1 pseudogene is annotated in these 1088 nt (G+C 42.5%); it reads right to left on the bottom strand.

Features of this window, described 5'->3' with window-relative positions:
- Nucleotides 1–46: 46 nt before the first annotated feature.
- A pseudogene (locus JMX63_RS14365) lies at nucleotides 47–922 on the bottom strand (IS3 family transposase); the annotation flags it as partial.
- Nucleotides 923–1088: the final 166 nt, after the last annotated feature.

The following is a 1088-nucleotide window of genomic DNA, read 5'->3' as shown; positions in this document are numbered from 1 at the left end:
TGACCTATGCTGTCAAATCTGTAGACATTGACTTGGGAGATTTTAGTTACGCAGCTTGACGATAAAAATCAAACCACACCTGTCTTGGCGTTTTATAGCCCAAACCCTTTTGGATTCTAGTCTGGTTGTACTCAAGCTCAATATATTTAATGATGTCATTGATAGCTTCGAATCTCATTTTATAATCCTGATGATACACCAACTCATTTTTCAATATGCCCCAGAAACTCTCTATCGGAGCATTATCAAAGCAATTGCCACGCCTGGACATCGAGCCCTTAAATTTATGCTTCTTAATGATCTTATGATAGTCATAACTACAGTACTGACTGCCTCTATCAGAATGTACAATCAGCCGTTGGTTGGGTCGTTTGTTCTTGATGGCCATATTGAGTGCACGGCAAACTAAATCTGCTGTCATACGCTTGTGGATAGCATAGCCGACCAGCTCTTTAGTGTAGAGGTCTTTAACACCTGCTAAGTATAGCCAACCCTCATCTGTCCATATCTAAGTGATGTCACTAACCCAAGCTTCGTTAGGACGACTGGTATCAGATTTTTGATCGAGCAGGTTTGGATAAATAAACTTGTTATAGTTTGAGTTGGTGGTAACTTTAAAACGCTTGTGACGACGGCAAACAATGCCGTATTCTTCTTTAATGCGTCTTACCATGTATTGACTGATATGATGGCCTTGCCCTGTAAGGTAAGCATACAATCGCTCATAGCCATAGCGCTGCTTAGTTTCATCATGAGCCACGCGAACCAGCAGCTCACACTGGTTGCGGTGGATCTGCTGATTACTAACACCACGATTTATCCAGTTATAATAGCTTGATGGCTTGACATCTAATACGTGACACATACAAGTGATGCTAAATATTTTCTGGTTATCCTTGATAAAGACGTACCTCATCAACTGTCACTGCGGGCATAGCCCTACGTCTTGCGTCACTAAAACAGTCTCCCAGACTGTTTCTTAACGTTCCTCATTGGCGAAGTACGCCGTGGCCTCATTCGAGCATAGCTCTCATCTTGCGTCCGGGCGAAGCAGTGCTTCGCTTTATCCTTCCTCATTTAGAATATCT

The sequence above is a fragment of the Psychrobacter nivimaris genome, assembly GCF_904846365.1.
In the GTDB taxonomy this organism is placed as follows: Bacteria; Pseudomonadota; Gammaproteobacteria; order Pseudomonadales; family Moraxellaceae; genus Psychrobacter; species Psychrobacter nivimaris_B.
The sequence above is the reverse complement of the archived record's forward strand: the minus strand, read 5'-3'. Positions and strand labels throughout refer to the sequence as shown.